The organism is Shinella sp. 1A1 (assembly GCF_055379515.1).
The window spans coordinates 1,164,886-1,189,101 of sequence record NZ_AP039671.1 but is presented as its reverse complement, the minus strand read 5'-3'; the positions used below and the strand labels follow the sequence as shown (position 1 = coordinate 1,189,101).

Below are 24,216 nucleotides of genomic sequence, written 5' to 3'. Positions count from 1 at the left end.
GCCTCACGCGTCCCCGAGATAGGTCTTGATGGTCTCGATGAACTTCGGCACGGAGATCGGCTTGGAGACATAGGCCTCGCAGCCGCCCTGCCGGATCCGCTCCTCGTCGCCCTTCATCGCGAAGGCCGTGACGGCGATCACGGGGATGACGTGCAGCTCGTCGTCCTCCTTCAGCCACTTGGTGACCTCGAGGCCGGAGACTTCCGGGAGCTGGATGTCCATCAGGATCAGGTCGGGACGGTGCTTGCGCGCGAGATCGAGGGCTTCCATCCCGTTCCGGGTCTGGATGGTCGCATAGCCGGATGCCTCGATGAGGTCCCGGAAGAGCTTCATGTTCAGCTCGTTGTCCTCGACAATCATGACCTGCTTGGGCATCGTGCGTCCCTGTTCCTCTCGCCGGCCTTGCAACCGTCCGGGAGATAGATAAGTTGCGGCGAAGCCGAAATCCCCCAGCCCGACCGCAGCCACGTTAGCGTCACTTGGTTGATGAAAAGGTAAATTTCCCGAAGGAAAAGGATGAAACGCCAAAAAGAAACACCCGCGCGTGAAGACGCGGATGCGACGGCCCTTTCCATCCTCGGCTGGCTGGCCGGCGAGCCGGAGCTCCTGTCGCGTTTCCTGGCGCTGACGGGCGTCGCCCCCGGCGAGGTCCGCAACGCGGTGAACGACCCCGGCTTCCTTGCCGGCCTCGTCGTTTTCCTCATGGAGCACGAGCCGACGCTCATGGCTTTCAGCGCCGCGACGGGCACCCAGCCGGAAGCCGTCGTCCACGCCCATGCGGTCCTGTCCGGCCCCCATGGCGGCGGCGACCTCTGACAAGCCGGCCCCTGTGGTCCATCCTGCGCATGCCTGTGCATCGTCATGCGTTCAGCCCCTCTGCCTGTTGAGACTCGCGAATTTAGGCTTTAATGTCGCGATGTTCAATATTTGTTCCAGATCATGAGCACCGCCGACACGCGTTTTCCGGGCTTCTGCCGCGACTGCCTTGCCGGGCAGCCCGCGGGCCTGCGCCGCTGCCGGGCCTGCGGCAGCCCGCGCATCCTCTATCACGGCGAGCTTTACGACCTGACGCTCGCCCATATCGACTGCGATGCCTTCTATGCCGCGATCGAAAAGCGCGACGATCCGGAGCTTGCCGACAAGCCGGTGATCATCGGCGGCGGCAAGCGCGGCGTCGTCTCCACCGCCTGCTACATCGCGCGCATCCACGGCGTGCGCTCGGCCATGCCGATGTTCAAGGCGCTGGAAGCCTGCCCGAACGCCGTCGTCATCAAGCCGGACATGGAGAAATACGTCAAGGTCGGCCGCGAGGTGCGCGCGATGATGCAGGAGCTGACGCCGCTCGTGCAGCCGATTTCCATCGACGAGGCCTTCCTGGAGCTGAAGGGCACCGAGCGGCTGCACGACGATCCCCCTGCCCGCGTGCTGGCGCGCTTTACCCAGCGCGTGGAAAAGGAGGTCGGCATCACCATTTCCGTCGGGCTTTCCTACTGCAAGTTCCTCGCCAAGGTCGCCTCGGACCTCAACAAGCCGCGCGGCTTTTCCATTATCGGCGCGGCCGAGGCGCTGGATTTCCTGCGCGACAAGCCGGTGCGGCTGATCTGGGGCGTCGGCAAGGCCTTTGCCGAGACGCTGGAGCGTGACGGCATCCGCAGCGTCGGCCAGCTCCAGACCATGGAGGAAACCGACCTGATGCGCCGCTACGGCGTCATGGGCAAGCGGCTCTTCCAACTGTCGCGCGGGCAGGACGACCGCGAAGTGCATCCCAACGACCCGGCAAAAAGCGTTTCGGCCGAGACCACCTTCTTCGACGACATCTCGCGCTATGACGAGCTCACCGCGCATCTGCGCCGGCTGAGCGAGAAGGTCGCCACGCGGCTGCGCAAATCCGGCATTGCCGGCCAGACCGTCGTGCTCAAGCTGAAGACGGCGGACTTCAAGAGCCGCACGCGCAACCGCAAGCTCGAAGACCCGACCATGCTCGCCGACCGGATCTTCCGCACCGGCATGGAGCTCCTGCGCAAGGAGGCGGACGGCACGAAATACCGCCTGATCGGCATCGGCGTCAGCGACCTTGCCGATCCCGGCCGCGCCGATCCGCCCGACCTCGTCGATCCCGCCGCGACGCGCCGCGCGGCGGCGGAAGCCGCCATGAACACGCTGCGCGACAAGTTCGGCAAGGCGAGCGTGGAGACCGGCTATACGTTCGGCAAGACGGGCCCGGAGCGCTTTCACGGAAAGTTGACCGTCAAGACCTCGGGAAAAACCGGCGATCCCGGCGAATAAATCCCCGCAGATCCGCGTCCTTCCCTGCATCGGGATGGCATGCATCAAGCCTTCCTTAAGCCCGATGTCCTAGGCTTGCCACCGGTTTGTATTGCGTACGGATGGGTTACATGAAGTTTCGCCTCGCCACTGGCATGAGCATTCTGGGCCTGATGCTGAGCTGCACCACCGTGCTCGGCGGAACGCTGGAAGGGCCGCTCCAGATCATCGTGTCGAAGGACCGCCAGGAACTGAAGATCTATGACGGCGGCGTGGTGGTGGCCACCTCGCGCGTCTCCACCGGCAAGGCCGGCCACGGGACGCCGACCGGCATCTTCTCGATCCTCGAAAAGAAGCGCTCACATTTCTCCAACATCTACGACAGCGCGCCGATGCCCTTCATGCAGCGGCTCACCTGGTCGGGCATCGCGCTGCATGCCTCCAACAGCGTGCCGTCCTACCCCGCCTCGCATGGCTGCGTGCGCCTGCCGAACGATTTCGCCAAGACGCTGTTTTCCGTCACGCGGCGCGGCGGCCATGTGCTGATCACCGACGGCGAGGTCGCGCCGCAGCGCATCGTGCACGATGCGCTCTTCCGGCCCTCCGTCGTCGTGCCCGACACGCCGCTGCTTTCCGATGCGGGCCTGCGCCCCGCGCTCATCGAGGCCGGCGACAAGAGCGTCGAGGTGGCGATGACCGATCCGAAGCCGGAAATCCTCACCCCGGCCGTGGAGCGCACCGAACAGGACCCGATCCGCATCCTCGTCACCCGCCGCGGGGAGCGTGAGATGCTGCTCGACCTCCAGCGAATGCTGACGGACCTCGGCTACGATGCCGGCGTGCCCGACGGGCGCCACGGCAAGCAGACGGTCGTCGCCATCCGCGCCTTCCAGCTCGCCGAAGGGCTCAAGGAGGACGGCATGGTGACGCCGGAACTCCTCGCCGCCGTCTATGCGAAAGCCGGCAAGGGCACGCCGCCGAACGGCCAGATCCTCGTGCGCCAGAAATTCGCGCCGCTCATCGAGGAGCCGATCACCATCCGCGAACCGGAGATCGCACTCGGCACGCACTTCCTGCTCGCCCGCGACGTCGATGCCGACAAGGGCACGGCCGAATGGTACGGCGTGAGCATGGACAACCAGCTCCCGAAGGCCACCATGAAGCGCCTCCGCATCACCACCGAGGCCGACGCCGAAGCACCGGACGCCATCGCGAGGACGCTCGACCGGCTCGATATTCCGGAAGAGACGCGCAACCACATCTCCCGCCTCGTCAGCGAAGGCGCGTCCCTCTCCATCTCCGACACAGGCCTCGGCCCTGAAACCGGCAACGGCACGGACTTCATCACCGTGACCCGCAAGGTGCAGAAGGCGGATGCCGCGGTCGTGCAGGGCAAGAAGAAGAAAAAGAAGAAGTCCTCGATCACGGTCGTCAACTGAACGGGCCGGACCTCAAGCCGGCAAGGTTCTGCCGGTTGGAAAGCGCCAGCCAAGCCGTACACCGAGCGTTCCGAGGGCGATCAGAACCATGCCGAGCGCCTGCGCGATCCCGAGCGGGTGACCATAGACGATCCAGTCGATGAGAATCGCGACCAGCGGATAGATGAAGGTCAGCACGCCGATGACCGGCGTCGACAGCTTCGGATAGGCCGAATACATCAGCACATAGGCAATGCCCGTGTGCAGGATGCCGATGCCGAGAAGCCATCCCCAGGACGCTGTCGGAATGGAACGGAAGATATCGGCAAACGGGGCAAGCAGGATGGTGCCGACAACGGTCTGGCACAAGGCCGTCACCTCCGGGCGTTGCTGCCCGAGGCCTTTCGCGAGAATGGTCGCGATCGCATAAAGCAGCGCGGCGCCAAGCGTCAGCGCGATCCCGACCACCCATGTCGTGTCGACCGCGCCGGAGGAGACGACAAGACCGCTGGCGAGAACGACGCCGATAAACGCACCGACCATCCAGACGACCTGGTCGAGCGTGATCCGCTCCTTGAGGAACAGCACGCCGATCAGGACCACGAAGAAGGGCTGGATATGGTAGACGATCGTCGTCGTGGCGATCGATGTCATCGCGAATCCGGCAAAGAACGCAATCCAGCTCAGGACCATGCAAACACCGCCGAGCGCAGCCAGCGCCAGCCGGGCCGGCGAGAGCTTCCTGTCCGGCAGATAGCCACGTATCAGGCACCATGCACCGAGAAAGACGGCACCGAAGGCGCACCGCCAGAAAACCGTCGTTACCGGGTCCAGTCCGGCCTCGACCGCAAATGCCCCGACCGTGCCGACGATCACCATCGCGGCCACGAGCTTTGCGGCAGGCAGACGTGTGTCGGATATTCTTTCCATGCTGGCCTCTCAAACAGGTTGAGAGGTCATATTGCGGCTTGGCGCAATTCAATCAAACGAATAGATTTGGAGAACACTATTCGTTATGCTGATAGCACCATGGCAAACCCTCTGGATATCGATCTGCTGCGAACCTTCGTTGCCGTCGTCGAAACGGGCAGCTTCTCCAATGCCGCTCCGCGGATCGGGCGCAGCCAGTCGGCCGTGAGCATGCAGATGCAGCGGCTGGAACTGGCCGTCGGCAAGCAGCTTCTGGTGCGCGGCCCGAAGGCCGTCACTCCCAACGCGGCCGGCTCGGATTTCCTGGTCCATGCCCGGCGGCTCCTGAAGCTGTCGGATGAGGCATGGGCAAGCGTCACGCGGCCGGAAGAGAGCGGCCGCGTCCGGCTAGGCGTTCCGGACGACTACGCGGCCTTCCTGCTGCCGCCGGTGCTGGCCCAGTTTGCGGCGGAGCATCCGCGGGTCACGGTCGAACTCGTGTGCGAGCCCACGACCGCATTGACGAAGGCGATAGAGGACGCGCGTATAGACCTTGCCATCGTCACACGCCTGGCCGAGCAACCCGTCGAGGTCCTGAGGCGGGAGCCCTTCGTCTGGGTCGCCTCTCCATCCCATATCGCCTGGGACGACGACCCGCTCCCTGTCGCGCTGTTCGAACCCGGCTGCACCGCGCGGATCAACGTCCTCAAAGCCCTCGCCGAAGGAGACCGCGCCTACCGGTGCACCTATTCGAGCGCCAGCCTGATGGGCCTTGTCGCGGTCGTGCAGGCCGGCCTTGCCATCGCCGGTCTGGCCCTGTGCAGCGTGCCGCCTTCCCTGCGCATTATCGGAGCCAACGAGGGCTTGCCGCGTCTCGACGAGCTGGAAATCAGCATCCTGCGAAACCCGCGATCACGCAGCCCGGCGGTGGAACGCCTGAACGACTTTCTTCGCCGCGCCCTGTCATAAGGCAGGCGAACGCCGCCAGCCCCGCCGAGGCGCTCCTTAAACGAGTTCCACATCCAGCACGCCCGGCGTCGAGCGCATGGCGGCGGCGATTTCGGGAGAGATGCGGAAGCGTTCGTTAAGCTCCACCTCGATCTCGCGCTGGCCGCTTTCCTTGATGACGATGAAGGAGACGAGGCCGTCGCCCTTCGTGTTGAGATGGGCGGCGATGGAGCGCAGCGGGCCGCTGTCGCGGACATAGACGCGCAGCGCCTTCTGGGTCTGGAGCGATTCCTCCTCCAGCGAGCGCAGCGTCTGGATGCGCAGGCCGATGCCCTCCGGCCGTTCTTCCGCCTGCACCGTCATGACCAGCGACTTGCCGGCCTCCAGCAGGTCGCGATACTGGTTCAGCATTTCGGAGAACAGTACCGCCTCGAACTGGCCGGAGGAATCGGAGAAGGCGACGATGCCCATCTTGTTGCCGGTGCGCGTCTTGCGCTCCTGCTTCGACGTCACCGTGCCCGCGAGCCGGCCGGCTGTGGCGCCGCGCTTCACCGCGGCGGAGAAATCGCCGAAGGTCTGCACGCGCATCTTGGCGAGGATCGGCGCATAGGTGTCGAGCGGATGGGCGGAGAGGTAGAAGCCGAGCACCTGGAATTCGCGGTGCAGCTTCTCCGAGGCCAGCCAAGGCGTGTAGGCGGGCAGCGTGATGACCTCCGGCCCCGTCGCCGCGCCCATGCCGAAGATATCGCCCTGCCCGCTCGTCTTGTTCTCCTGCGCGCGCTGGGCGGCGCCGAGCAGACGGTCGAGGCCGGCGATCATGGCCGCGCGGTCATGGCCGAAGCAATCGAAGGCGCCGGCGACGATCAGGCTTTCGAAGACGCGGCGATTGACGAATTTCGGATCGATGCGCTCGCAGAAATCCTCAAGGCTCCTGAAGGGCGCGTCGCCCCGCACCTCGACGATGTGCTGCACGGCCGCCTCGCCCACGCCCTTGATCGCGGCGAGCGCATAATAGATGCGGCTCTCGCCGGTCTCGAAATGGGCGAAGGAGGTCTGGACGGAGGGCGGGACCACCTCGATGCCGAGCCGCCCGGCATCCTGCCGGAAGTCGTTCAGCTTGTCCGTGTTGGACATATCGTAGGTCATCGACGCGGCGAGGAACTCGACCGGGTAATGCGCCTTCAGATAGGCCGTCTGGTAGGAGACGATGGCATAGGCGGCGGCGTGCGACTTGTTGAAGCCGTAGTTGGCGAACTTGGCGAGCAGGTCGAAGATCAGGTCGGATTGCGGCTTGGAAACGCCGTTCTTCACCGCACCGTCGACGAAGCGGGCGCGCTGCTTGTCCATCTCCTCCTTGATCTTCTTGCCCATGGCGCGGCGCAGGAGGTCGGCCTCGCCGAGCGAGTAGCCGGACAGGACCTGGGCGATCTGCATCACCTGTTCCTGGTAGACGATGACGCCCTGCGTTTCCTTCAGCAGATGGTCGATCATCGGATGGATCGATTCGATCTCCTCCTCGCCGTGCTTGCGGGCGTTGTAGACCGGGATGTTCTCCATCGGGCCGGGGCGGTAGAGCGCCACCAGAGCGATGATGTCCTCGATGCAGTCCGGCCGCATGCCGATCAGCGCCTTGCGCATGCCCGCGCTTTCCACCTGGAACACGCCGACCGTCTCGCCGCGCGAGAGCATCTCGTAGGTCGGCGGATCGTCGAGCGGCAGGCTTTCCAGCTTCACCTCGATGCCGCGCTTGCGGATGAAATCGACGGCGGTCTTGAGGACGGTCAGCGTCTTGAGGCCGAGGAAGTCGAACTTCACGAGGCCGGCCTGCTCCACCCATTTCATGTTGAACTGGGTGACCGGCATGTCGGAGCGCGGATCGCGGTACATCGGCACCAGCTGCGACAGCGGCCGGTCGCCGATCACGATGCCGGCGGCGTGGGTCGAGGCGTGGCGGTAGAGGCCCTCGATCTTCTGGGCGATGTCGAGCAGGCGCGCGACGACGGGCTCCTTCTCGGCCTCCTCCTGCAGCTTCGGCTCCTCCTCGATCGCCTTGTAGAGCGGCGTCGGATTGGCCGGATTGTTCGGCACGAGCTTGCAGATCTTGTCGACCTGGCCATAGGGCATTTCGAGCACGCGGCCGACGTCGCGCAGCGCCGCGCGGGCCTGGAGCGAACCGAAGGTGATGATCTGCGCCACCTGCTCGCGCCCGTATTTCTGCTGCACGTAGCGGATCACCTCTTCGCGGCGGTCCTGGCAGAAGTCGATGTCGAAGTCGGGCATCGAGACACGTTCCGGGTTGAGGAAGCGCTCGAAGAGCAGCGAGAAGCGCAGGGGATCGACGTCGGTGATGGTCAGCGCATAGGCGACGAGCGAGCCCGCGCCGGAGCCGCGGCCCGGCCCGACGGGGATGTTGTGCTGCTTGGCCCATTTGATGAAGTCGGCAACGATGAGGAAGTAGCCGGGGAACTTCATGCGCTCGATGACGCCGAGCTCGAAATCCAGCCGCTCGCGATAATCCTCCTCGCTATAGCCGGGCGTCAGGCCGAGCAGCGCCATGCGGCTCTCCAGACCCTCCACGGCCTGCCGGCGCAGTTCCGCCGCCTCGGCGCGCTCGGCCTCCTCCGGGTCCGCCGTCGCGCCGGTGAAGCGCGGCAGGATCGGCCCGCGCGTCTTCAGCACGAAGGAGCAGCGCCGGGCGATCTCCACCGTGTTCTCCAGCGCTTCCGGCAGGTCGGCGAAGAGCGTCGCCATGTCCTTGCGGCTCTTGAGGTAATGGTCCGGCGACAGGCGGAAGCGGTTGTCGTCCGACACCATGGCGTTGTGCGCCACGGCCATGAGCGCATCGTGGGCATCGTAATCGTCAGGCGCCGGGAAGAAGGGCTCGTTGGTCGCAACCAGCGGCACGTCCCGCGCATAGGCAAGCTCGACCATGCGCCGCTCGTGCTGCCTGTCGTAGCGCCCGTGACGCTGCAACTCGATATAGAGCCGGTCGCCGAAGACGCGCTTCAGCGAATCGAGACGGGCTTCTGCGACAGCAGGCTGGCCGGCGAGGTAAGCCATGTCAACTGGGCCGCCCCGCGCCCCGGTAAGGGCGATCAGCCCCTCCGTCCCCTCTTCCAGCCAGCGATAGGCGATGTGGATCGCCTGGTTGCCCTCACCGCCGAGATAGGCGCGGCTGACGAGGTCGACGAGGCGCGCATAACCGGCATCGCTCGCCGCCAGCACCACGATGGACGGCAGCTTCTGGAGATGCGCCTGCGGGCCGCGTCGCTCCCCCTCGCCTTCGTCTTCCATGTCGATGGAGAGCTGGCAGCCGATCAGCGGCTGGATGCCCTCGCCGACCGCCTTCTGCGAGAATTCGAGTGCGGCGAAAAGATTGTTCGTGTCGGTGATGGCGATCGCCGGTTGCTGGTCGGAGGTCGCCTTGCCGATGATCTTCTTGATCGGCAGGGCGCCTTCCAGCAGCGAGAAGGCCGAATGCACGCGCAGATGCACGAATTGCGGCGTCTCCGCGATCTTCCCGTCGTCCGTTCTGGGTGTCTCGTCCGCCATCGCAATCGTCCTTTCAGTCAGACGGGAAGCTTAAGCGGATTCGACCCCGTCTCGTCCAGACGGTTCTTGGCTTTGCGCCCGGTTTCCACGCCGGGCACACATGGCGGAAGGCCCGCCGTCAGATGCCGAAAAGAATGACGGAGAAGCTGGCGACGAACATTGCCATGGAGGCGAATGCAGCAAGATCACGAAGAAAATCGGTCATTTTGGCTTCCTTTCCCTTTATGTTTTTAGTTTGTTCTATTTTTGTTCATGCGTCAACCGGTTTTCCACAGGCACCCGGAAAAACCTTCCGGCCGAGGAAATCTGTGAATGCCGGGGCCCAGCCCGCGCATGGCGAAAGAGAGGGTTTCAGGGCTCTGTCAGACGTCGGCCGGCGGCGGCGACTTCCTGTTGATTTCTCCCATAGGGCGAGCGCAAATCGGCTGCATGCTTTCGCGGCGTGCTTTATGGTCGCCTCCACGAATGGAGGAAACATGATGAAGCCCTGGATTGCCGCCCTACTTCTCTCGGTCACACTGCCCGCCGCCGTTGCGGCCGCGGATTTTCCGGCCGGTCGTATCATCGCCATGGCGAGCGGCGACTGGGACAAGGATGGTGCGCAGGATCTTGCCGTGGTGGCGACGCCCGGAGACGACGGCGGCGACGACAACGGGCTTTATGTCTGGCTCGCAAAGAAGACGGAGGGGCGCCTGACGCCGGTCCTGTCGCTGCCCAATTCCGTCTGGGGCAACTTGACCCTTTACGGTCAGGAGCCGGAGCTGACGGCGCTTGCCAACGGCTCCTTCACGCTGACGACGAAGAACGACGCGGTCGGCCGCGACCGCTGGCGCCAGACGCTCACCATCGCCTATCGCAATTTCGACTTCATCGTCGCGGGCTACACCTTCTCCTCCTACGACACGATCGCGGAGGAAGGCGCCGAGAACAGCACGAACGAGTGCGACCTCAACGTCCTGACCGGCAAGGGCAAGAGCAATGGCCAGCCGGTGGCCGGCAAGGCGCAGTTCGTGCTTTTGAAGGACTGGAAGGACGAGATCGGCCGTTCGATCTGCGGGCTGGACTGACAGCCGTCAGGCCAGTTCGCGCACGAGGCCGTCCTCGATCGTCACCCGGCGGTCCATGAGGCCGGCCAGTTCGTGATTGTGGGTGGCGATCAACGCGGCAAGGCCCGACTGGCGGGCGAGCGCTTCCAGCGCCTCGAAGACATAGCCGGCGGTCTCCGGGTCGAGGTTGCCGGTCGGCTCGTCGGCGAGAAGGACGAGCGGAGCATTGGCGACGGCCCTTGCAATGGCCACGCGCTGCTGCTCGCCGCCGGAAAGCTCGGACGGGCGATGGTCGGCGCGATGACCGATGCGCATGTAGTCGAGAAGCTGGGCGGCGCGCTCGCGCGCCTCCGCCTTGGAGAGACCGCCGATCAGCTGCGGCATCATAATGTTCTCGAGCGCCGTAAATTCCGGCAGCAGATGGTGGAACTGGTAGACGAAGCCGATCTCGCCGCGGCGGATCGCCGTGCGCTGGTCGTCGGAAAGCTCGGCGCAGGAATGGCCGTTGACGAGGACCTCGCCCACATCGGGCCTTTCGAGAAGGCCGGCGATGTGGAGCAGGGTCGACTTGCCGGTGCCCGACGGGGCGACGAGCGCGACCGTCTCGCCGCTCCGCAGCGTGAAGTCCGCCCCCTTGAGGATGGTCAGCACGGTCTCGCCCTGGCCGTAGTGCCGTTCGATGCCCTTGAGTTCCAAAGCCACGCGCGCGTTCATGCGTTCTGTTCCTATTCGTACCGAAGGGCCTGGACCGGATCGAGCTTGGAGGCGCGCCAGGCGGGGAAGATCGTCGCGAGGAACGAGAGCGCCAGCGCCATGACGACGACCGAAACGGTCTCGCCGGCATTCATGTCGGCCGGCAGCTGGCTGAGGAAATAGAGTTCCGGGTTGAACAGCGTCGTGCCCGAAATCCACGAGAAGAACTGGCGGATGGATTCGACATTGAGGCAGACGACGACGCCGAGCAGGACGCCGGCAAACGTGCCGACCGTGCCGATGGCCGCCCCCGTCATGAAGAAGATGCGCATGATGGCGCCGGATGTCGCGCCCATGGTGCGCAGGATCGCGATGTCGCTGCCTTTGTCCTTCACCAGCATGATGAGGCCGGAGATGATGTTGAGCGCGGCGACGAGCACGATCAGCGTCAGGATCATGAACATGACGTTGCGCTCGACCTCCAGCGCCGAAAAGAAGGTGCGATTGCGCTGTCGCCAGTCGGTGATGAAGATTTGCCGCCCGGCGGCGGCCTCCAGCGGCTGGCGGAGCTGGTCGACGGCATCCGGGTTGGAGACGAAGAGCTCGATCGACTGCACGATGCCTTCGGAATTGAAGTAGAGCTGCGCTTCCTCCAGCGGCATGTAGATGATCGAGGCGTCGTATTCCGACATGCCGATCTCGAAGATGGCGGAGACGGTATAGGTCTTGACGCGCGGGTTCACGCCGAGCGGCGTGACGTCGCCCTCGGGCGCGACGAGCGTGATCTGGCCGCCGGCGCTGAGGCCGAGCTGCTCGGCCATGCGCGCGCCGATGGCAACGCCGCTGCCGGCGGCAAAGCCGACGAGGTCGCCTTCCTTGATATGGTCGGAGACGGCCTTCATCTTCGCAAGGTCGTCGGCGCGCACGCCGCGCACCAGTGCGCCGGTGCCCGCCCCCGCCGTGCCGGAGGCCAGCGTCTGGCCTTCGACGAGCGGGATCGCCATCGTCACGCCCGGTACGGCGGAAAAGCGGTCGGCCAGTGCGGCATAGTCGTTCAGCGGGCTGTCGATCGGCTGGACGATCATATGGCCGTTGATGCCGAGGATGCGCGAAATCAGCTCGGTGCGGAAGCCGTTCATCACCGCCATGACGATGATGAGGGTGGCGACGCCGAGCATGATGCCGATGAACGAGAAGCCGGCGATCACCGAGATGAAGGCTTCCTTGCGTCGCGAGCGCAGGTAGCGCCAGGCGACCATCCGCTCGAAAGCGGAGAACGGGCGGTTTTTCCTGAAGACCTGAGCCTCGGTTGCGGGCGCGCCGCTCGCTGCGTCAGCCATGTTACCTCCCGTTGCCGCCGGTCCGCATCAATTGCCGGACGTCAGGCGATTGATGGCTGCCTCGATGGTCAGCGTCTCGCGTTCGCCGGTCTTGCGATCCTTGATCTCGACCTCGCCGTTCGCTACGCCGCGCGGGCCGGCAATGACCTGCACCGGCGCGCCGATGAGGTCTGCGGTGGCGAACTTGGCGCCCGCGCGCTCGTCCTTGTCGTCGTAGAGCACGTCGACACCGGCGTTCAGCAGCGCGCCGTAGATCTTTTCGCAGGCCGCATCGCAGGCTTCGTCGCCCGACTTCATGTTGATGACGATTGCCTCGAAGGGCGCGACGGCCTTCGGCCAGATGATGCCGTTCTCGTCATGCGAGGCTTCGATGATCGCCGGCACGAGGCGCGTCGGGCCGATGCCGTAGGAGCCCATGTGCACGGTATGCTCCTTGCCGTCGGGCCCCTGCACCTTGGCGCCCATGGTTTCGGAATATTTCGTGCCGAAATAGAAGATGTGGCCGACCTCGATGCCGCGGGCGGACAGGCGCTCACCTTCCGGGATCGCCTCGAAGGCGGGTGCGTCATGCATCTCGGACGTCGCGGCGTAGCGCGAGGTCCACTTGTCGAAGATGGCGCGCAGGCCCGCGACGTCGTCGAAATTGGTGTCCACGCCCGGAATGTCGAAGTTCAGGAAGTCCTTGTGGCAGAAGACTTCGGATTCGCCCGTATCGGCGAGGATGATGAATTCATGGCTGAGATCGCCGCCGATCGGGCCGGTGTCGGCGCGCATCGGAATGGCGCGCAGGCCCATGCGCGAGAAGGTGCGCAGATAGGCCGCGAACATGCGGTTGTAGGCGTGCACGGCGCCTTCGCGGTTGAGGTCGAAGGAATAGGCGTCCTTCATCAGGAACTCGCGCGAGCGCATGGTGCCGAAGCGCGGACGGATCTCGTCGCGGAACTTGAGCTGGATGTGGTAGAGATTGAGCGGCAGATCCTTGTAGGACTTCACGAACGAGCGGAAGACGTCCGTGATCATCTCCTCGTTGGTCGGGCCGTAGAGCATCGGACGCTCCTGACGGTCCTTGATGCGCAGCATCTCCTTGCCATAGGCGTCGTAGCGGCCGCTTTCCTGCCAGAGCTCGGCCGACTGCAGCGTCGGCATCAGGAGTTCCACGGCGCCGGAGCGGTTCTGCTCCTCGCGGATGATGGCGTTGACCTTGTCGAGCACGCGCTTGCCGAGCGGCAGCCAGGTATAGATGCCCTGGGACTGCTGCTTGATCATGCCCGCACGCAGCATAAGCCGGTGGGAGACGATCTCGGCTTCCTTGGGGTTTTCCTTGAGGATGGGCAGGAAGAAGCGGGAAAGGCGCATATCGGGTTCCGGAGTGACTGATCCGCCCTATTCGGGGAATCGGGCAAAATGACGTTGATTTTCATGCGTTCATAAACGCTTCGCCACAGGAAGGGAACCCGGCAGGGCGGGTGGCGACATCGGCGCGAAGCACTGTCCACCGTCGTGGACGGCCCAAAGAAATGTGGCGAAAAAATGGGGCCGCAAATAACGGAAATTGCGCGTGCCTTGTCAACGGAAAAATTTTATTCCACTGTAGCAAAAATGCAAAAAAGCGGATGACAACGCCCAAGCTTTGGGCTAGTTTCAGGCCACAAAACAGGCAAGAAGTACAAATTCTCGCCAATTTCGCGGTCAAGTCTTGGGAGGATCAGATCTTTGGCGCGCGTAGACGCTGCCACCGCACAACGGATAAAGATCACGCGATACCTGTAAAACAAGGCTTTTAGCCTTGTTTTTTTTTGCTTTTCGCCCGAAGGCGCCTCTCCTCTAACAGCTTTCCCGTCCGGGTCCATGCGTCAAAGCCGCACACCGGCGGCCGCTGCGGAGATCTCCCCCACATACCGTAAGGCAAGACCGCGCGCAGGCGCTTCACGCTGGGTAGGGCATTCCCGTAAGACGGTTACTTCCCGGCAATATCCGAAGAAGGGCAATCGGAAGACTTTTTCTTCTTATCCCGGCAGTGGCGGAATGTCTTGCTTCCGGCCTGCTAACGATGCGTTAACGCCTGTGGCGGCCGCTCAGTCGTAGCTCGGATAGAATTGCGGGATCGCGTCGATGCCGTAGCCGAAGCGCACCGAGAGGATATACCAGGCGCCGTAGACGATGGCGGAGACGATGGTGTTCAGCAGCATGACACGGCCGCCGCGAAAGCGCGCGGGAGCGCTTTCCACCGTACCGGGCACCACTTCGTTCGCCTCGGCCTGGGTCTTCAGACCGAAGGGCAGGACGGCGAAGAGCGTCATCCACCAGACGACGAAATAGACGGCGAAGAAGGAAAACAGCTGCATGGTCGGTCCCTTGTGACAGCGGCCCTTTTACGCCTCTCGGCGAAGAAGTTCAAACGGGCGGGCGGCGCGACGTGCTGTCACACCTCTTCCAGCTCGACCAGCGTGCCGAGGAAATCCTTCGGATGGAGGAACAGCACCGGCTTGCCATGCGCGCCGGTCTTCGGCGTGCCGTCGCCGAGCACGCGCGCGCCGCTCGCCACCAGCCGGTCGCGGGCGGCGAGAATGTCGTCCACCTCGTAGCAGATGTGGTGCATGCCGCCGGCAGGCGCCTTTTCCAGGAAGGCGGCGATGGGAGAGCCCTCGCCCAGCGGCTCCAGCAGTTCCACCTTGGTGTTCGGCAGCTCGACGAAAACCACCGTCACGCCGTGTTCCGGCAGGGCCTGAGGGGCGGAAACCGTGGCGCCGAGCGTGTCACGATAGGTCGCGGTCGCGGCGGCGAGATCCGGCACGGCGATGGCGATATGGTTGACCCTTCCGAGCATGCGCGTCTCTCCCATGGGGCAATTGGTCTGCAGCACGCCCTTCATCCGGCTGCCGCCTCCTTCTCCCCGCAAGCGGGGAGAAGGGGATGTTGCAACGGTTTCCCGCCTATCGCCTCCCGCCAGACTGGGCGAAGGAGATGTCGTGCAGGTCTACCCAACGTCGTTCGAGGCAACGCCTCGCCCCACCCTCCTTCTCCCCGCTTGCGGGGAGAAGGTCGCGGCAGCGGGATGAGGGCTGCGCGGCAATCAGACCTTCGTCAGGAACACCGTCACGACGGGCTTCTTGCCCCAGATCTCGTTGGCCGTCGAACGCACGGCGCGGCGCACGGCCTCGCGCACCATTTCCAGATCCTTGCGGCGGGCGCGGGGGATGCTTTCGACGGCGCCGAGCACGGCGTCGTAGAGCGTGTCGCCCATATCCTCGCCCTCGTCGTCGAACTGCGGCAGGCCGAAGGGCTCGACTTCCGGGTCGCCCATGAAGTCGTAGCGGCTGTCGAGCAAAACGCTGACGGCGACGTGGCCGACGAAGGCGAGCTTGCGGCGGTCGCCGATGCCCATCTCCTCGTAATCGCCGATGAGGTTGCCGTCCTTGAAGATACGGCCGAAGGGGGCGTGGTCCACGACCTCGGGCGCGCCGGGCGCGAGCTTCAGCACGTCGCCGTTGCGCACCCGCGGCACCTCGGCGATACCGGACTGCTCGGCAAGCTCGGCATGAGCCGTCAGATGCGCCGCCTCGCCATGCACCGGCACGACCATCTTCGGGCGCACCCAGCCGTACATCTGCTGCAGCTCATGGCGGCGCGGATGGCCGGAGACGTGCACCAGCGCCTCGGAATCGGTGACGATGTGGATGCCCTGCTCGATCAGGCCGTTCTTGATGTCGTTGATCGCCTTCTCGTTGCCGGGAATGGCGCGCGAGGAGAAGATGATCGTGTCGCCGGCGGTGAAGGCGACGTTGCGCATCTCGTCGCGGGCGATCTTGGCCAGCGCGGCGCGCGGCTCGCCCTGGCTGCCCGTCAGGATCACGACGACCTTGTCGCGCGGGATATAGCCGAACTCGTCCTCGGCGATGAAGGGCTTCAGGCCCTCCATGAGGCCGATGTCACGTGCCACCTCCGTCACGCGTTTCATGGAACTGCCGAGCAGCAGCACCTCGCGGCCGGCGGCTTCCGCGGCCTGCGCGATGGAGCGGATGCGGCCGACATTCGAGGAGAAGGTGGTGATGCCCACCCTGCCCTCGGCGCTTTCGATGATCTTCGTCAGGCTCTCGGAAACCTCGCGCTCGGAGGGCGAGATGCCGTCGCGCACCGCGTTGGTGCTGTCGCAGATCAGCGCCAGAACGCCCTCGTCACCGAGCTTGCGGAAGCGCGCCTCGTCCGTCAGCGGCCCGAGCGAGGGTTCGAGGTCGATCTTCCAGTCGCCCGTGTGGACGACGGTGCCGAGCGGCGTCTTGATCGCCAGCGACATGGGCTCGGGGATCGAGTGGTTGACGCCGATGGCCTCGATCTCGAACGGGCCGAGATTGATCCTGTCGCCCTGCTTGAAGATCGTCACCGGGATCTCGACGCGGCTGCGCTCGAAGTCGCGCTTGGCTTCCAGCATGCCAGCCGTGAAGGGCGAGGCATAGACCGGCACGTTGAGGCCCGGCCACAGCTCGTTCAGCGCGCCGTAGTGGTCCTCGTGGGCGTGGGTGATGATAATGCCCTTGAGGTTCTTGCGCTCCTCGGCGAGGAAGCGGATATCGGGCAGGACGAGGTCGACGCCCGGCAGGTCCGGCCCCGGGAAGGTGACGCCGCAATCGACCATGATCCACTGGCGGTTCGTCTTCGGGCCGTAGCCGTAGAGCGCGAGGTTCATGCCGATTTCGCCGACGCCGCCAAGCGGCAGGAACACCAGTTCGTCTTCTTTTGCCATCGGGTTCAAAAAATCCTATCCAAAAAATACGTCGCCGGCCGCGATCAGGCGCGTGCCGTCGTCATCCGTCTCCAGTTTCAGGAGACCTGTATCATCAATTCCGGCAAAGCGCCCGGAAATAGAATGGTCGGGGAGATTCACGGTTATGTTTTCCCCGATGCCGCCGGCGACCCGTTTCCAGCGCTCCATGATGCCCGCGATGCCGCGCCCGCGGTTCCAGAGCGAGAGCGTTTCCGCCATGGACTGGAAGAGCCAGGCGAAAAGTTCCTCGGGCGCGGCGGAGGCACCAAAATCGCGCAGCGTCGCGACCGGATAGAGCCCGGCATCCGGCGCGATGGCGACATTGATGCCAATGCCGATCACCAGGGCATGGCGGCCGTCGGGCAGCGGCTCGCCCTCGACGAGGATGCCGCAGACCTTGCGCCGGTCGATCAGGATGTCATTCGGCCATTTGACCAGCACATCGGGCGCGCCGGGCGGCATGATGCGGCGAACGGCATCCTGTACGGCGACGGCGACGGCGAGTGGCAGGGAGCCGAGGCGGTCCATCGGCGCGGGATCGATCAAGAGCAGCGAGGCATAGAGATTGCCGGGCTCGGAAAACCAGGCGCGCCCGCGCCTGCCACGCCCGACTGTCTGCCGTCCGGCGGTGATCCAGAGACCGGAAAGCGCGCCCTTTCGGGCGCGCTCCAGGCATTCCGTATTGGTGGAGCCCACTTCTGCGAGCGCCTCGTGCCGGAAGTCGTCGAGCGACAACCGGCGAGGACTATCGGACCCGCTCAAAAGAAGGTCCGCGCCGCAGCTTCGGCCGCATTGCCGATCGGCCCGCCGATCAGCACATAGCCGAGCACGAAGAGGCCGGCGAGGCCGAAGACCAGCTTCAGTTCGCCCGAGGTGCGGGCGAATTCGCCGGTCGGATCGTCGAACCACATCACCTTGATGACGCGCAGGTAATAGTAGGCGCCGACGACCGAGGAGAGTACGCCGATGATGGCCAGCGCATAGAGCTGCGCCTCGATGGCCGCCATGAAGACGAAGTACTTGGCGAAGAAGCCTGCCAGCGGCGGAATGCCGGCCAGCGAGAACATCATGATCGTCATCGCCGTCGCCATGAACGGATTGGTCGAGGACAAGCCCGCCAGATCGTTGATCTCCTCGACATTGCCGCCTTCCTTGCGGCGCATGGCGAGGATGCAGGCGAAGGTGCCGAGCGTCATGACCATGTAGATGAGCATGTAGAGCGCCACGCCGCGCACGCCGGCCATGGAGCCGGAGGCAAGGCCGACGAGCGCGTAGCCCATATGGCCGATCGAGGAATAGGCCATCAGGCGCTTGATGTTGCGCTGGCCGATGGCGGCGAACGAGCCGAGAAGCATCGAGGCGATCGAGATAAAGACCACGACCTGCTGCCAGTCGGCGACGACCGGCTCGAAAGCGTCGATGACGATGCGAACCAGCATGCCCATGGCGGCGACCTTCGGGGCGGCCGCGAAGAAGGCCGTGACCGGGGTCGGCGCGCCTTCATAGACGTCCGGCGTCCACATGTGGAACGGCACGGCCGAGATCTTGAAGGCAAGGCCGGCAAGGATGAACACGAGGCCGAAGACGAGGCCGATCGAACGGCCTTCCGCCGTCAGGGCCGCGGCGATCTCCTGGAAGCCGATATGACCGGTGAAGCCGTAGACCAGCGACATGCCGTAGAGCAGCATGCCCGAGGAAAGCGCGCCGAGCACGAAATACTTCAGGCCGGCTTCCGTCGAGCGCAGGCTCTCGCGGTTGATCGCAGCGACCACGTAGAGGGCGAGAGACTGGAGTTCAAGCGCGAGGTAGAGCGACAGCAGGCTGTTGGCCGAGAGCATCAGCAGCATGCCGAGCGTCGAGAGCACGATCAGCACCGGGAACTCGAAGCGGTCGAGCTGCTCGGAGCGGGCATGGCCGACGGTCATCACCATGGCGGTGATGGAGCCGATCAGCGCCAGCACCTTCATGAACTTGGCGAAGGCGTCGGAGACGAAGGCGCCGCCATAGGCCTGCCCCTCGCCCGTCGCCAGCACCAGCCAGAGGCCGGCGATGATGAGAACCGCGACGGCGAGCCCGGTCACGGTCGTTCCCGACCGTTCGCCCGAGAAGACACCGATCATCAGCAGGACCAGGCCGCCGACGGCGAGGATGATCTCCGGCGTCGAGAGCTGAAGGCTGGCAAGGATTGTATCAGCAGTCATGTCTTGGGTCCCGTCGTCAGTTCGCCAGGAGCGCAACGGATTGCTGCGCCGCCTGCAGAGCCGCGGAATATTGGTTGAGAAGCGCGTCGACCGAGGCCGCCGTCACATTGAACACCGGAGCCGGATAGACGCCGAAGAAGATCGTCAGGATCACGAGCGGGTAAAGCAGCAGCTTCTCGCGGCCCGACAGGTCGAGCAGCGACTTCAGGCTTTCCTTCTCGAGCGCGCCGAAGATCACGCGGCGATAGAGCCACAGCGCGTAGGAGGCCGAGAGGATGACGCCCGTCGTGGCGAAGAACGCGACCCAGGTATTGGCGCGGAAGGCGCCGAGCAGGGTCATGATTTCGCCGACGAAGCCCGAGGTGCCCGGCAGGCCGACATTGGCCATGGTGAAGACCATGAAGGCGACGGCATATTTCGGCATGTTGTTGACGAGGCCGCCATAGGCGGAGATCTCGCGGGTATGCAGCCGGTCGTAGACGACGCCGACGCACAGGAACAGCGCGCCGGAGACGATGCCGTGCGAGAGCATCTGGAAGATGGCGCCCTGGAGACCCTGTGCGTTCGCCGCGAAGATGCCCATGGTGACATAGCCCATGTGGGCGACCGACGAATAGGCGATCAGCTTCTTGATGTCGTCCTGCATCATCGCGACCAGCGAGGTGTAGATGATGGCGATGACCGACAGCGCGAAGACGAAGGGCGCGAAATAGTCGGAGGCGAGCGGGAACATGGCCAGCGAGAAGCGGATGAAACCGTAGCCGCCGAGCTTCAGGAGGACGCCGGCCAGGATGACCGAGCCCGCCGTCGGCGCCTGCACGTGCGCGTCGGGAAGCCAGGTATGGACCGGCCACATCGGCATCTTCACCGCAAACGAGGCGAAGAAGGCGAGCCATAGCCAGGTCTGCATATGGGCCGGGAAGTTGTAGGCGAGCAGTTCCGTGATGTCCGTCGTGCCGGCCTGCCAGTACATCGCCATGATGGCGAGCAGCATCAGCACCGAGCCGAGCAGCGTATAGAGGAAGAACTTGTAGGATGCGTAGACGCGATCCTTGCCGCCCCACACGCCGATGATGATGAACATCGGAATGAGGCCCGCTTCGAAGAAGACGTAGAAGAGAACGATGTCGAGCGAGACGAAGACGCCGACCATGAACACTTCCAGAAGCAGGAAGGCGATCATGTATTCCTTCAGGCGCTTCTCGATGGTGTTCCAGCTTGCGAGCACGCAGAACGGCATCAGGAAGGTCGACAGGATGACGAACAGCATGGAGATGCCGTCGATGCCGAGATGATAGGAAATGCCGGTGCCGAGCCATTCATGCTTCTCGACCATCTGGAAGCCGGGGTTCGAATAATCGAAACCGACCCAGATGAAGAGCGAGAGGACGAAGGTGAAGACCGTCGTCAGCAGCGCCACGTTCAGGATGTTGCGGCGGCCGTACGGGCTGTCCTCGCGGGTCAGCAGCAGGAGCGCCACGCCGACGAGCGGGAGGAAGGTGACCGCTGAAAGAATGGGCCAATCGGTCATCAGAGGGAACTCCCGAGCATCATCCATGTGACGAGTGCCGCAATACCGAGCAGCATCGCGAATGCGTAGTGATAGAGGTAACCGGTCTGGAGGCGGACGACGCGGTTGGTGACGTCGACGACGCGGGCGGCGATGCCGTTCGGGCCGAAGCCGTCGATGACGGTGCCGTCACCCTTCTTCCAGAGGAACTTGCCGAGCGCCTTCGCCGGACGGACGAAGATGGCGTCGTAGAGCTCGTCGAAGTACCACTTGTTGAGCAGGAACTGGTAGAGGCCGCGGTGCTGCTCGGCGAGGTACTTCGGGGTTTCCGGCGAACGGATGTACATGTACCAGGCGGTGACGAAGCCGATGGCCATGGCGGCGAACGGACTCCACTTCACCCAGAGCGGGACGTTGTGGAACTCGTGCACGAGGTGGTTTTCGGCACCCGTGAAGAGCGCGCCCTGCCAGAACTCGTCGTAGTGGTGGCCGTAGAAATATTCCACGAAGAGCCAGCCGGCGAAGATCGCGCCCGCGCCGAGGATGAAGAGCGGAACCAGCATGACGGCCGGCGACTCGTGGACGTGGTGCATGACGTCGGCGGAAGCGCGCGGCTTGCCGAAGAAGGTCATGAAGGCCAGGCGCCAGGAGTAGAAGCTCGTGAAGAGCGCGGCGATGACCAGCAGCACGAAGGCGAAGCCGGCGATCGGGCTGTGCGAGGCGAAGGTGCTCTCGATGATCGCATCCTTCGAGAAGAAGCCCGCGAAGCCGATAACGGTGCCGGGAATGCCGACGCCCGTCAGCGCCAGCGTGCCGATCGTCATCATCCAGAAGGTGATCGGGATGTGCTTCCTCAGGCCGCCCATGTAGCGCATGTCCTGCTCGCCGTCGACGGCATGGATGACCGAGCCGGCGCCGAGGAACAGGAGAGCCTTGAAGAAGGCGTGCGTGAAGAGGTGGAAGACGGCCGCGCCATAGGCGCCGATGCCGAGCGCCACGAACATGTAGCCGAGCTGCGAGCAGGTCGAATAGGCGATGACGCGCTTGATGTCGTTCTGCACGAGGCCGACGGTCGCCGCGAAGAAGGCGGTGATGGCGCCGATGAGCGTCACGACCATCAGGGCGTTGTGCGAGAGTTCGAAGATCGGCGACATGCGGGCGACGAGGAAGACGCCGGCGGTGACCATGGTGGCGGCATGGATGAGGGCCGAGACCGGGGTCGGGCCTTCCATTGCGTCCGGCAGCCAGGTGTGCAGCAGGAACTGCGCCGACTTGCCCATCGCGCCCATGAAGAGCAGCAGGCAGGTGGCAGTCAGCGCCTGCGACTTGTCGAGGCTCATGCCGAAGAGGTTGATGACGGGCTCTGCCGCATCGGCCGCACCTTCGGCCGGAAGGTAGGTCGCGGCGGTCGCGAAGATCGTCTCGAAGTTGATCGAGCCGAAGAGCACGAAGACCGAGAAGATGCCGAGCGCGAAGCCGAAGTCGCCGACGCGGTTGACGATGAAGGCCTTCATGGCGGCGGCGCTTGCCGAGGGCTTCTTGTACCAGAAGCCGATCAGCAGGTAGGACGCCAGGCCCACGCCTTCCCAGCCGAAGAACATCTGCAGCAGGTTGTCCGACGTCACCAGCATGAGCATGGCGAAGGTGAAGAGCGAGAGATAGGCGAAGAAGCGTGGCCGGTGCGGGTCGTGATGCATGTAGCCGATGGAATAGACATGCACGAGCGTCGAGACCGTGTTCACGACCACGAGCATGACGGCCGTCAGCGTATCGACGCGGAAGGCCCATTCGACATCGAAGCTGCCGGACCGGATCCAGGTCAGCACGCTCACCTTGATCATTTCCGTCTCGCCCATGGCGACGTCGAAGAAGACGATCCAGGACAGGACGGCCGCGATGATCATGAAGCCGGACGTGACGTATTCGGACGCCTTGGCGCCGATGGCGTTGCCGCCGAGGCCGGCGATCAGGAAGCCGATCAGCGGAAGGAAGACGATTGCCTTGATGATGGTATCCATGACCCGATCAGCCCTTCATCATATTGACGTCTTCGACGGCAATCGAACCGCGGTTACGGTAGAAGACGACGAGAATTGCAAGACCGATGGCCGCTTCTGCAGCCGCGACGGTCAGAATGAACAGCGCGAAGACCTGGCCGACGATGTCGTTCAGGAAGTGCGAGAACGCCACCATGTTGATATTGACCGAAAGCAGGATGAGCTCGATCGACATCAGGATGACGATGACGTTCTTCCGGTTCAGGAAGATGCCGAAAACGCCGAGGATGAAGAGGATGGCGCTGACGGTGAGATAGTGGGAAATACCGATTTCCATGATGCTTTTCCTTGTCCGCGCGGCCTCAGATACCCTGCCCCGGCTTCACCTTGACCACCTCGACGGCGGTTTCCGGCGAGCGGGCGACCTGCTGCGAGATGTTCTGGCGCTTGATGTGCGGCTTGTGGCGCAACGTCAGCACGATCGCGCCGATCATCGCGACCAGCAGCACGAGGCCGGCGATCTGGAAGTAGTAGACGTAATGCGTATAGAGCACGTCGCCGAGGGCGGCGGTGTTCGTGCGCTCGGCGATCGGCGGGATCGGCATCGAGACGGTCTTGGCAAGCTCCGGCGACAGGACCCAGCCGCCGGCGACCACCAGCAGCTCGATCGCCAGGACGATGCCGATCAGCGCACCGACCGGGGCATATTCGAGCGCGCCCGCGCGCAGCTCGGCAAAGTCGATGTCGAGCATCATCACGACGAAGAGGAAGAGGACCGCGACGGCGCCGACATAGACGACCAGGAGGATCATCGCCAGGAACTCGGCACCCGTCAAAAGGAACAGGCCCGCCGAATTGAAGAAGGTGAGGATCAGGAACAGCACGGAATAGACCGGGTTCCTGGACGCGATCACCATGAAGGCGGACGCCACCGCCACGAAGGCGAACAGATAGAAGAATAGAGCCTGAAGACCCATTTTGGTGCCTTTTCGTCTTCCCCGGAGAAGGTTCCCCCTCCCCCGTCGAAGCCTGACGACCCTTCGTCAGGCACGTGCTTTCATTTTGCCTTTCCGCTGCATATCAGCGGTAAGGCGAGTCCATAGCGATGTTGCGGGCGATCTCCCGCTCCCAGCGGTCGCCATTATCGAGGAGCTTCTGCTTGTCGTAGTAGAGCTCTTCGCGCGTCTCGGTCGAGAACTCGAAGTTCGGACCTTCGACGATGGCGTCGACCGGGCAGGCTTCCTGGCAGAAACCGCAATAGATGCACTTCACCATGTCGATGTCGTAGCGCACCGTGCGGCGCGTGCCGTCGTTGCGGCGGGGACCCGCCTCGATGGTGATGGCCTGGGCAGGACAGATGGCCTCGCACAGCTTGCAGGCGATGCAGCGTTCCTCGCCGTTCGGATAGCGGCGCAGCGCATGCTCGCCGCGGAAGCGCGGGGAGACCGGGCCCTTCTCGAAGGGATAGTTCACCGTCGCCTTGGCGCGGAAGAAGTAGCGCATCGACAGGAAGAACGCGCCGACGAATTCCTTGAGGAACAGCGAATTTACGGCTTGCGAAAGACTAGCCATGCT

The 24,216-nt window shown here is 64.1% G+C and carries 21 protein-coding genes; 5 read left to right on the top strand and 16 right to left on the bottom strand.

All coding sequences use genetic code 11. From position 1 onward, the window contains the following. Positions 1-3: 3 nt before the first annotated feature. Positions 4-375, bottom strand: coding sequence for a response regulator (locus tag ACZ48C_RS05940; RefSeq protein WP_119258686.1), 372 nt, complete (start codon positions 373-375; stop codon positions 4-6). A gap of 141 nt (positions 376-516) precedes the next feature. Here ACZ48C_RS05940 and ACZ48C_RS05935 point away from each other — a divergent pair, with 141 nt between their 5' ends. The 3 genes from ACZ48C_RS05935 to ACZ48C_RS05925 all read left to right on the top strand — a co-directional run bounded on the left by ACZ48C_RS05935 (position 517) and on the right by ACZ48C_RS05925 (position 3,704). Next, complete coding sequence (locus tag ACZ48C_RS05935) at positions 517-816, top strand: DUF3572 domain-containing protein (RefSeq protein WP_464782495.1); 300 nt, start codon at positions 517-519, stop codon at positions 814-816. A 123-nt stretch (positions 817-939) separates the two neighbouring features. Beyond that, positions 940-2,286 carry a DNA polymerase IV gene (locus ACZ48C_RS05930; protein ID WP_464782494.1) on the top strand — a complete coding sequence of 449 codons (1,347 nt, stop codon included), beginning with the start codon at positions 940-942 and terminating at the stop codon, positions 2,284-2,286. A gap of 110 nt (positions 2,287-2,396) precedes the next feature. Then, positions 2,397-3,704, top strand: a complete 1,308-nt coding sequence (locus ACZ48C_RS05925; protein WP_464782493.1) for a L,D-transpeptidase family protein — start codon at positions 2,397-2,399, stop codon at positions 3,702-3,704. A gap of 12 nt (positions 3,705-3,716) precedes the next feature. Here ACZ48C_RS05925 and ACZ48C_RS05920 read toward each other — a convergent pair whose 3' ends face one another. Continuing rightward, complete coding sequence (locus ACZ48C_RS05920; RefSeq protein ID WP_464782492.1) at positions 3,717-4,562, bottom strand: DMT family transporter; 846 nt, start codon at positions 4,560-4,562, stop codon at positions 3,717-3,719. Between the two features lie 150 nt (positions 4,563-4,712). Here ACZ48C_RS05920 and ACZ48C_RS05915 point away from each other — a divergent pair, with 150 nt between their 5' ends. After that, complete coding sequence (locus tag ACZ48C_RS05915; protein ID WP_464782491.1) at positions 4,713-5,561, top strand: LysR substrate-binding domain-containing protein; 849 nt, start codon at positions 4,713-4,715, stop codon at positions 5,559-5,561. Positions 5,562-5,597: 36 nt separating this feature from the next. Here the strand turns inward: ACZ48C_RS05915 and dnaE are convergent, their stop codons facing one another. After that, positions 5,598-9,092: a DNA polymerase III subunit alpha gene (gene dnaE / locus ACZ48C_RS05910; RefSeq protein ID WP_464782490.1), complete on the bottom strand. Its 3,495-nt coding sequence runs from the start codon at positions 9,090-9,092 to the stop codon at positions 5,598-5,600. A 476-nt stretch (positions 9,093-9,568) separates the two neighbouring features. Here dnaE and ACZ48C_RS05905 point away from each other — a divergent pair, with 476 nt between their 5' ends. Continuing rightward, entirely contained in the window at positions 9,569-10,159 is a 591-nt protein-coding gene (locus ACZ48C_RS05905) for a hypothetical protein (RefSeq protein WP_464782489.1), read from the top strand. A 6-nt stretch (positions 10,160-10,165) separates the two neighbouring features. On the opposite strand, the gene ACZ48C_RS05900 is transcribed toward ACZ48C_RS05905, so the two are convergent. The 13 genes from ACZ48C_RS05900 to nuoI form a co-directional block, all read right to left on the bottom strand. Beyond that, positions 10,166-10,852, bottom strand: a complete 687-nt coding sequence (locus tag ACZ48C_RS05900) for an ABC transporter ATP-binding protein (protein WP_318911384.1) — start codon at positions 10,850-10,852, stop codon at positions 10,166-10,168. 11 nt (positions 10,853-10,863) lie between these two features. Next, positions 10,864-12,171: a lipoprotein-releasing ABC transporter permease subunit gene (locus tag ACZ48C_RS05895; protein WP_318911383.1), complete on the bottom strand. Its 1,308-nt coding sequence runs from the start codon at positions 12,169-12,171 to the stop codon at positions 10,864-10,866. A 27-nt stretch (positions 12,172-12,198) separates the two neighbouring features. Continuing rightward, a complete protein-coding gene (gene proS / locus ACZ48C_RS05890) occupies positions 12,199-13,527 on the bottom strand; it encodes a proline--tRNA ligase (RefSeq protein WP_318911382.1) in 1,329 nt (442 codons plus the stop codon). Positions 13,528-14,246: 719 nt separating this feature from the next. Then, entirely contained in the window at positions 14,247-14,516 is a 270-nt protein-coding gene (locus ACZ48C_RS05885) for a DUF1467 family protein (RefSeq protein ID WP_119258695.1), read from the bottom strand. Positions 14,517-14,593: 77 nt separating this feature from the next. Further along, positions 14,594-14,998: a methylmalonyl-CoA epimerase gene (mce, locus tag ACZ48C_RS05880; RefSeq protein ID WP_313196328.1), complete on the bottom strand. Its 405-nt coding sequence runs from the start codon at positions 14,996-14,998 to the stop codon at positions 14,594-14,596. A 246-nt stretch (positions 14,999-15,244) separates the two neighbouring features. Beyond that, on the bottom strand, positions 15,245-16,912 hold the full coding sequence (locus ACZ48C_RS05875) for a ribonuclease J (RefSeq protein WP_119258697.1): 1,668 nt from the start codon (positions 16,910-16,912) through the stop codon (positions 15,245-15,247). A gap of 15 nt (positions 16,913-16,927) precedes the next feature. After that, entirely contained in the window at positions 16,928-17,695 is a 768-nt protein-coding gene (locus tag ACZ48C_RS05870) for a biotin--[acetyl-CoA-carboxylase] ligase (RefSeq protein WP_464782488.1), read from the bottom strand. Continuing rightward, a complete protein-coding gene (gene nuoN, locus ACZ48C_RS05865) occupies positions 17,692-19,134 on the bottom strand; it encodes an NADH-quinone oxidoreductase subunit NuoN (protein ID WP_119258699.1) in 1,443 nt (480 codons plus the stop codon). Before nuoN ends, ACZ48C_RS05870 begins: the two co-directional genes overlap by 4 nt. A gap of 16 nt (positions 19,135-19,150) precedes the next feature. After that, positions 19,151-20,665 carry an NADH-quinone oxidoreductase subunit M gene (locus tag ACZ48C_RS05860; RefSeq protein ID WP_119258700.1) on the bottom strand — a complete coding sequence of 505 codons (1,515 nt, stop codon included), beginning with the start codon at positions 20,663-20,665 and terminating at the stop codon, positions 19,151-19,153. Further along, complete coding sequence (nuoL, locus tag ACZ48C_RS05855) at positions 20,665-22,662, bottom strand: NADH-quinone oxidoreductase subunit L (protein ID WP_464782487.1); 1,998 nt, start codon at positions 22,660-22,662, stop codon at positions 20,665-20,667. The genes ACZ48C_RS05860 and nuoL overlap by 1 nt, the downstream gene beginning before the upstream one ends. Before the next feature lie 7 nt (positions 22,663-22,669). Further along, the gene (gene nuoK, locus ACZ48C_RS05850) at positions 22,670-22,978 is read right to left on the bottom strand and encodes an NADH-quinone oxidoreductase subunit NuoK (RefSeq protein ID WP_119258702.1); all 309 of its coding nucleotides are present in this window, start codon (positions 22,976-22,978) and stop codon (positions 22,670-22,672) included. Between the two features lie 25 nt (positions 22,979-23,003). Continuing rightward, positions 23,004-23,618, bottom strand: coding sequence for an NADH-quinone oxidoreductase subunit J (locus ACZ48C_RS05845; protein WP_119258703.1), 615 nt, complete (start codon positions 23,616-23,618; stop codon positions 23,004-23,006). A 103-nt stretch (positions 23,619-23,721) separates the two neighbouring features. After that, positions 23,722-24,213: an NADH-quinone oxidoreductase subunit NuoI gene (gene nuoI / locus ACZ48C_RS05840; RefSeq protein ID WP_119258704.1), complete on the bottom strand. Its 492-nt coding sequence runs from the start codon at positions 24,211-24,213 to the stop codon at positions 23,722-23,724. Positions 24,214-24,216: the final 3 nt, after the last annotated feature.

Coding starts and splice junctions, on each gene's coding strand:
- ACZ48C_RS05940 (WP_119258686.1), bottom strand. CDS start 375: ATGCCCAAGCAGGTCATGATTGTCGAGGACAACGAGCTGAACATGAAG.
- ACZ48C_RS05935 (WP_464782495.1), top strand. CDS start 517: ATGAAACGCCAAAAAGAAACACCCGCGCGTGAAGACGCGGATGCGACG.
- ACZ48C_RS05930 (WP_464782494.1), top strand. CDS start 940: ATGAGCACCGCCGACACGCGTTTTCCGGGCTTCTGCCGCGACTGCCTT.
- ACZ48C_RS05925 (WP_464782493.1), top strand. CDS start 2,397: ATGAAGTTTCGCCTCGCCACTGGCATGAGCATTCTGGGCCTGATGCTG.
- ACZ48C_RS05920 (WP_464782492.1), bottom strand. CDS start 4,562: ATGGTGATCGTCGGCACGGTCGGGGCATTTGCGGTCGAGGCCGGACTG.
- ACZ48C_RS05915 (WP_464782491.1), top strand. CDS start 4,713: ATGGCAAACCCTCTGGATATCGATCTGCTGCGAACCTTCGTTGCCGTC.
- dnaE (WP_464782490.1), bottom strand. CDS start 9,092: ATGGCGGACGAGACACCCAGAACGGACGACGGGAAGATCGCGGAGACG.
- ACZ48C_RS05905 (WP_464782489.1), top strand. CDS start 9,569: ATGATGAAGCCCTGGATTGCCGCCCTACTTCTCTCGGTCACACTGCCC.
- ACZ48C_RS05900 (WP_318911384.1), bottom strand. CDS start 10,852: ATGAACGCGCGCGTGGCTTTGGAACTCAAGGGCATCGAACGGCACTAC.
- ACZ48C_RS05895 (WP_318911383.1), bottom strand. CDS start 12,171: ATGGCTGACGCAGCGAGCGGCGCGCCCGCAACCGAGGCTCAGGTCTTC.
- proS (WP_318911382.1), bottom strand. CDS start 13,527: ATGCGCCTTTCCCGCTTCTTCCTGCCCATCCTCAAGGAAAACCCCAAG.
- ACZ48C_RS05885 (WP_119258695.1), bottom strand. CDS start 14,516: ATGCAGCTGTTTTCCTTCTTCGCCGTCTATTTCGTCGTCTGGTGGATG.
- mce (WP_313196328.1), bottom strand. CDS start 14,998: ATGCTCGGAAGGGTCAACCATATCGCCATCGCCGTGCCGGATCTCGCC.
- ACZ48C_RS05875 (WP_119258697.1), bottom strand. CDS start 16,912: ATGGCAAAAGAAGACGAACTGGTGTTCCTGCCGCTTGGCGGCGTCGGC.
- nuoN (WP_119258699.1), bottom strand. CDS start 19,134: ATGACTGCTGATACAATCCTTGCCAGCCTTCAGCTCTCGACGCCGGAG.
- ACZ48C_RS05860 (WP_119258700.1), bottom strand. CDS start 20,665: ATGACCGATTGGCCCATTCTTTCAGCGGTCACCTTCCTCCCGCTCGTC.
- nuoL (WP_464782487.1), bottom strand. CDS start 22,662: ATGGATACCATCATCAAGGCAATCGTCTTCCTTCCGCTGATCGGCTTC.
- nuoK (WP_119258702.1), bottom strand. CDS start 22,978: ATGGAAATCGGTATTTCCCACTATCTCACCGTCAGCGCCATCCTCTTC.
- ACZ48C_RS05845 (WP_119258703.1), bottom strand. CDS start 23,618: ATGGGTCTTCAGGCTCTATTCTTCTATCTGTTCGCCTTCGTGGCGGTG.
- nuoI (WP_119258704.1), bottom strand. CDS start 24,213: ATGGCTAGTCTTTCGCAAGCCGTAAATTCGCTGTTCCTCAAGGAATTC.